General features: G+C 71.1%; 3 protein-coding genes and 1 pseudogene. 3 read left to right on the top strand and 1 reads right to left on the bottom strand.

The window, feature by feature from the left end:
- Nucleotides 1–278 precede the first annotated feature (278 nt).
- The 3 genes from gabT to ACFXA3_RS36925 all read left to right on the top strand — a co-directional run bounded on the left by gabT (nucleotide 279) and on the right by ACFXA3_RS36925 (nucleotide 3,040).
- Nucleotides 279–1,625, top strand: coding sequence for a 4-aminobutyrate--2-oxoglutarate transaminase (gene gabT, locus ACFXA3_RS36935; RefSeq protein ID WP_385194633.1), 1,347 nt, complete (start codon nucleotides 279–281; stop codon nucleotides 1,623–1,625).
- A 382-nt stretch (nucleotides 1,626–2,007) separates the two neighbouring features.
- The gene (locus ACFXA3_RS36930) at nucleotides 2,008–2,529 is read left to right on the top strand and encodes a phosphatase PAP2 family protein (RefSeq protein ID WP_385194630.1); all 522 of its coding nucleotides are present in this window, start codon (nucleotides 2,008–2,010) and stop codon (nucleotides 2,527–2,529) included.
- A 40-nt stretch (nucleotides 2,530–2,569) separates the two neighbouring features.
- The gene (locus tag ACFXA3_RS36925) at nucleotides 2,570–3,040 is read left to right on the top strand and encodes a hypothetical protein (RefSeq protein ID WP_385194628.1); all 471 of its coding nucleotides are present in this window, start codon (nucleotides 2,570–2,572) and stop codon (nucleotides 3,038–3,040) included.
- 130 nt (nucleotides 3,041–3,170) lie between these two features.
- Here the strand turns inward: ACFXA3_RS36925 and ACFXA3_RS36920 are convergent.
- Nucleotides 3,171–4,337: pseudogene (locus ACFXA3_RS36920) on the bottom strand (chitinase); the annotation flags it as partial.

Below are 4,337 nucleotides of genomic sequence, written 5' to 3'. Positions count from 1 at the left end.
CGTCCGTGCCGTACGTGCCGTCGGTGTCCATGAAACCCCTGCCCCCTGCCGTGCCTGCGCTGCGTCGCTCAATGTAGTTGCCCGGAGGCGGCCGTGGGCCCGTACCGGCCCATGCCTCCGCAGCGTCCACAAGACATGCGGCGGGTCCTTCCTATGGCCGTCACGGACAAGGACACGCGGACACCACTCCCGAACGGAGCATGCCGTACCCCCTCCCCCGGGCCTAGCCTGCGGACAAAGACACAAGTGCGTCCGAAAACACCCCCCAGGAGCCCTCTATGACCGCTGTTCCGCAGGAGCGCAAGATCGTCACCGCGATCCCCGGCCCGAAGTCGCAGGAGCTGCAGGCGCGCCGTCTGCAGACGGTGGCCGGCGGCGTGGGCTCCGTGCTGCCCGTCTTCACGGCCCGCGCGGGCGGCGGCATCATCGAGGACGTCGACGGCAACCGCCTGATCGACTTCGGCTCCGGCATCGCCGTGACCTCGGTCGGCGCCTCCGCCGAGGCCGTCGTGCGCCGTGCCTCCGCGCAGCTCGCGGACTTCACGCACACCTGCTTCATGGTCACGCCGTACGAGGGCTACGTCGAGGTCTGCGAGGCGCTCGCCGAGCTGACCCCGGGCGACCACGCGAAGAAGTCGGCGCTGTTCAACTCCGGTGCCGAGGCCGTCGAGAACGCCGTCAAGATCGCCCGTGCGTACACCAAGCGCCAGGCCGTCGTCGTCTTCGACCACGGCTACCACGGCCGTACGAACCTCACGATGGCGCTGACCGCGAAGAACATGCCGTACAAGAACGGCTTCGGCCCGTTCGCCCCCGAGGTCTACCGCGTCCCGGTCGCCTACGGCTACCGCTGGCCCACCGGCGCCGAGAACTGCGGCCCCGAGGCCGCCGCGCAGGCGATCGACCAGATCACCAAGCAGATCGGCGCCGACAACGTCGCCGCGATCATCATCGAGCCCGTGCTCGGCGAGGGCGGCTTCATCGAGCCGGCCAAGGGCTTCCTGCCGGAGATCGTGAAGTTCGCCAACGAGAACGGCATCGTCTTCGTCGCCGACGAGATCCAGTCCGGCTTCTGCCGCACCGGCCAGTGGTTCGCGTGTGAGGACGAGGGCATCGTCCCGGACCTGATCACCACCGCCAAGGGCATCGCGGGCGGTCTGCCGCTCGCCGCCGTGACGGGCCGCGCCGAGATCATGGACGCCGCGCACGCGGGCGGCCTGGGCGGCACCTACGGCGGCAACCCGGTGGCCTGCGCCGGTGCGCTGGGTTCCATCGAGACCATGAAGGAGCTCGACCTCAACGCCAAGGCGAAGAAGATCGAGTCGATCATGAAGGCCCGCCTGACGGCCATGCAGGAGAAGTACGACATCATCGGCGACATCCGCGGCCGCGGCGCCATGATCGCGATCGAGCTGGTCAAGGACCCCGCGTCCAAGACCCCGTTCCCGGAGGCGGCCGGCGCGCTCGCCAAGGCCTGCCACGCCGAGGGCCTGCTCGTCCTCACCTGCGGCACCTACGGCAACGTGCTCCGTTTCCTCCCGCCGATCGTCATCGGCGAGGACCTGCTGAACGAGGGCCTGGACCTCATCGAGGCGGCGTTCGCGGCCATCGGCACGGACGTCTGAGCGACTCACCGAACGCAGGAGCCAGCCTGTACCGCCGGTAACGGGCGGGCGCTGTGAAGAAGATGTGGGGGGCCGATGGCAGGAGCGCGTTCCTGCTGTCGGTCCCCTTTCCTCTGCCGTACGGTTTCTGCAGATGAGTGAGACACCCCGTTCCCGGGAAACCGGGGGCGACACCAGTACCGGGCTTCCCCAGCGCCGCACTGGGCCTGCGTTCGCGCACACTCCTCACCGATCGGACGGCCGTTCGCCCCAAACCCCCCGGGGCGCTCGGCAACCCGATCCGGGCGGCCGTCCCGGAACCACCCCCCCTGTTCCGGGACGGCCGGCCATCCTCCTCCTTCTCTCCCTGCTGGGGCTCGCCCTGACGACCTGGCAGGTCCTGGTGTCGGGTCCACTGCTCGCACCGGACGAACGCCTCAGCCGCGTCCTGGTCCGCACGGTCCCCGACGCCGTCACCGAGCGCCTCTCCGACCTGGGCAACGTCCCCGTGGCCGTTCCGGTCCTGGTCCTGGCGATGGCGTATTCGGTGCGCCGCTCCCGCGCCTGGGCCCCGGCCCTGACCGCGGGGCTGGCGATGGCCCTGGTCCCGGCGGTGATCGTGCCGCTGAAGGCGTGGACCGCCCGCCCGGGGCCGCTGGAGCCCTGGGCCGCCGGCTACTACCCCTCCGGCCACACGGCCACCGCGGCCGCCGCCTACGTCGGCGCGGCCCTGCTGATCGGCCCGCACGCCCGCCGCCCCTGGCCGATGGCCCTCGCGCTCTTCCTGACGGCCGCGACGGCCACCGGCTTGATCCTGCGCGGCTGGCACTGGCCCCTCGACGTGCTGGCCAGCTGCTTCCTGTGCACCCCCCTCCTGCTGCTCGTCGCCCGCGCCGCGGCCCGCGCCGTCAGACCCGCCGCATAGCCTGGCCCGCGTTCCGCACCGACGAGGGAGGGGTGACGCGATGGGTGCCGGCGGCTGGGATTACGTGACGGAGTACGAGGGCAGCGTCGAGGCGTCGCTGAGCGCCCTTCAGGCGCGGGTGTTCGCGGAGGAGTTCGGGGAGGCCGGCGCGTACCCGGACCTGGCCGCGCTGTGGGCCGACCACGAGTTCATGGGCACGCAGGGCACGCACACGATCCTCGACGTCGTGAAGGTCTTCCCGGGACCGGAGGAGGAGGACGGCACCGTCCGCCCCCTCCCGGCCGACCGGGTGCGGCACCACTTCGGCACGGACCGGCCCACCAGGGACCGGTTCGAGGAACTGATCGCCCGGGCCTGGGGGGCCATGAACCAGCACGACTACGAGGCGAGCCTGGTCGGCGAGGGCGAGCTGCGCTGGAGCGGGCTGTACGTGCTGCTGTACTCCGCCGACGCGGGCGACGCGGGTGACGAGCCCACCCACGTCGGCTTCTACGGCTCCTCCGGCCACTGACGCAGGTGTCCGGCCCGGTGCCCCGGAGGGCGCCGGACCGGCCGGACCCGACGGACCGGCCGGACCCGGACGACCGGCCCGACCCGACGGACCGGCCGGACCCGGACGACCGGCCCGACCCGGACGACGGTCAGCCGCCGAAGTAGGCGTCGAAGTTCTTCGAGAACTCCCAGCCTCCGAAGCGGTCCCAGTTGACCGACCAGGTCATCAGGCCGCGCAGGGCGGGCCAGCTGCCGTGCGTCGCGTAGGTTCCGCAGTTCGTCTTCTTCGTCAGGCAGTCCAGCGCCTTGTCCACCTCCGCGGGCGGGGTGTGGCCGTTGCCCGCGTTGGTCGTGGCCGGCAGACCGATCGCCACCTGGTCCGGGCGCAGCGGCGGGAAGACGCGTGCGGTGTCGCCCGCGACGGGGAAGCCGGTGAGCAGCATGTCGGTCATGGCGATGTGGAAGTCGGCGCCGCCCATGGAGTGGTACTGGCCGTCGAGGCCCGTGATCGGGCCCGAGTTGTAGTCCTGGACGTGCAGCAGGGTGAGGTCGTCGCGCAGGGCGTGGATGACCGGGAGGTAGGCCCCGGCGCGCGGGTCCTGGCCGCCCCAGGGGCCGGAGCCGTAGTACTGGTGACCGAGCTGGACGAAGAAGGTCTCCGGGGCCATCGTCAGGACGAAGTCCGGGCCGTACCTGGCCTTGAGGGTCTTGACGGCCGAGATGAGGTTGACGATCACCGGGGTGGTGGGGGCCCGGAAGTCGGTGTCTGCGGTGGCCAGGGAGAGGGAGTGGCCCTCGAAGTCGATGTCGAGTCCGTTGAGCCCGTACTCGTCGATGATCTTGCTGACGGAGGACACGAAGGTGTCGCGGGCGGCCGTGGTGGCGAGCTGGACCTGGCCGTTCTGGCCGCCGATCGAGATCAGGACCTTCTTGCCGGCCGCCTGCTTGGCCTTGATGGCGGCCTTGAACTCGGCCGGGGTCTCCACGCCCGGGCATTCGGCGACCGGACAGAGCGAGAAGCGGATGTCCCCGGAGGTCACCGACGTCGGTTCGCCGAACGCGAGGTCGATGACGTCCCAGGAGGCCGGTACGTCGGCCATCCGGAGGTATCCGGAGCCGTTGGCGAAGCTCGCGTGGAGGTAGCCGACCAGGGCGTGGGCCGGGAGGCCGGGGTTGCCCGGGTTGCCGCCTGCGCTCGTCGTGGAGGCGGTGACGGGGGCGCTCTTCGCGGACTCGCCGGCCGCGTTCACCGCGCTGAAACACAATGTTTAATCGGGGGTCGCGGCGGGAGCGGTGACAGTAGCCGAGGTTACGGT

The organism is Streptomyces sp. NPDC059456 (genome assembly GCF_042750055.1).
In the GTDB taxonomy this organism is placed as follows: domain Bacteria; phylum Actinomycetota; class Actinomycetes; order Streptomycetales; family Streptomycetaceae; genus Streptomyces.
This window is presented reverse-complemented; position numbering and strand designations above follow the sequence as displayed.